General features: G+C 53.7%; 4 protein-coding genes. 2 read left to right on the forward strand and 2 right to left on the reverse strand.

What is annotated here, in order from left to right; genetic code table 11:
* On the reverse strand, positions 1 to 392 hold a 392-nt coding region (locus AD670_RS15805), incomplete at its 3' end, for a transposase (protein WP_172681485.1).
* 210 nt (positions 393 to 602) lie between these two features.
* On the opposite strand from AD670_RS15805, the gene AD670_RS15810 reads away from it, so the two are divergent.
* Entirely contained in the window at positions 603 to 1205 is a 603-nt protein-coding gene (locus AD670_RS15810) for a hypothetical protein (RefSeq protein WP_053134068.1), read from the forward strand.
* Between the two features lie 29 nt (positions 1206 to 1234).
* Positions 1235 to 1549: a hypothetical protein gene (locus tag AD670_RS15815; RefSeq protein WP_015371109.1), complete on the forward strand. Its 315-nt coding sequence runs from the start codon at positions 1235 to 1237 to the stop codon at positions 1547 to 1549.
* 42 nt (positions 1550 to 1591) lie between these two features.
* Here the strand turns inward: AD670_RS15815 and AD670_RS15820 are convergent.
* A partial coding sequence (locus AD670_RS15820) for an IS3 family transposase (RefSeq protein ID WP_156338250.1) occupies positions 1592 to 1839 on the reverse strand: 248 nt, incomplete at its 5' end.

Genomic DNA, 1839 nt, shown 5'->3' on the forward strand with positions numbered 1-1839 from the left:
CGACGCAGCACTTCATTGAACAGCCAGCGAAAGAGCTCGCTGTCCCGAAAACGGCCGTGTCTATTTTTGGAAAAGGTCGAGTGATTGGGGACTTCATCTTCAAGGCTTAACCGGCAGAACCAGCGATACGCCAGGTTCAAATGGGTCTCTTCGCACAGCCGCCGCTCGGAGCGAATACCGTAGCAATAGCCCACGATCAGCATGCGGATCATCAACTCTGGGTCAATCGAAGGACGCCCAATTGGGCTGTAAAAATCGGCGAGGTGATGGCGCAGGTCGCTCAGATCGAGACACTGATCAATGCTGCGCAGAAGGTGATTGGAGGGGATGTGATCTTCAAGGTTGAACGAGTAAAACAGCCGCTCCTGCCCACTCGATAACTGTCCCATCATGCTGCGTGCTTCCCTGCTGGCCGATGCGGAGATTTTGCCGCAGGCCAGACAGGGGAGCTACTTTTTCAACAGAATCGGCCGATTTCTGCCTGTCGCGACCGGTTGAAACCGATATCGCCGCGACGATTCAGCCACAAAATTTTCAGCCTTTACGCAATGCGCCTCCTCTTTTGCTGTCTGTAACCCTGACTCCGCAAAAGGAAAGGCTTCATGTCGATACCCCCTCTGCTCTGCCTGCTTGCATTGCCGTTGTTCGCAGGCTGCCAGTTTTTGCCCCATACCAACTACTTTACCGCGCCCGAAAACGAGCCCAACCCTGCCTGGGTACGTATCGTCGACTACACGCAGCACGCCGAAATTTACCAATACGAAAACGGCAAACGTTCGGGCGGCGCCGTTCGCACCGGCCCCCTGCCGTTCACCCACACACAGGACGTGGGCATGCCAAAGGCAGGGCAAGACCTTACATGGGACTATTACGAAACGCAGATCCGACCCGGTATCGAAACGCAAGTGGATCTATTCTGGGAGGGGACACGCACTCGATCCTGCTATGTCTCGACTAAGTTCACGCCCCAAGCCGGACGCTATTACCAGTTCAGGCTGACATCCGGCTCATCAGGCAACTGTAGGTTATACGCATCACTGATCGAGCGCGACAAGGAAGGAAGCGGTTGGCATCTCACGCCAAACCCGCAGGTGACCTATAACGGCGATGGACCGACGGCCAAAACCCATTACGAGAACAGCCGCTTTGAGAACCCCAATTATCGTCCACCCGCGGATCTCTATCCGGGGATAGACGTTTACTAAACAGGTAAACGACTACAAGGAATCGTTGATTGGCTAGCGCAAAATACTTCCGAATGATCGGTGAGCGAGCCTCAGAGGATCTGTTTGCATGGTCGGCATTTGTCGTGCAAACAGAATTCCTATGGCAAGACACGGCGTCAGTCCAGGACGCTGTCGCTTGGCAGCGTGTTTGGTTCGAGCTGGAAATACTCAACGGGCTTGCATTGGCGCAATGGGAGGATGAGGGAAAGCCTGATAACTGGTCGTGCCGCTGGAACGCCGACTATCGACAAGAAGCGGCGGTCCTGGCGAATGAGTTGTTGGAGCTGCTGTGCGATGCAGTCTGTTCAAAACATGCCGAATAGAAACTCGGCTGCTCAATGAACCTTTGAATCGCCCCGGATTCTCTAGACACCTTGCAAGCTCATTGCGTAACGCTTTTCAAACTCTACCGGTGACAGCTGATTGTTGAAACCATGGCGGCGTTTTACGTTGTAGAACATCTCGATGTAATCGAACACATCACTACGAGCATCTTCCCGCGTGATGTAGATTTTTCGCTTGATCCGTTCCCGTTTTAGAAGCTGGAAAAAGCTCTCGGCCACGGCGTTGTCATGACAGTTGCCTCGGCGACTCATGCTGGCAACCAAATTGT

Source organism: Pseudomonas sp. MIACH (assembly GCF_001269925.1).
Taxonomy (GTDB): Bacteria; Pseudomonadota; Gammaproteobacteria; order Pseudomonadales; family Pseudomonadaceae; genus Aquipseudomonas.

Excerpts from the sequence above, each read along its gene's own strand:
- AD670_RS15810 (WP_053134068.1), top strand. The coding sequence starts at position 603 with ATGTCGATACCCCCTCTGCTCTGCCTGCTTGCATTGCCGTTGTTCGCA.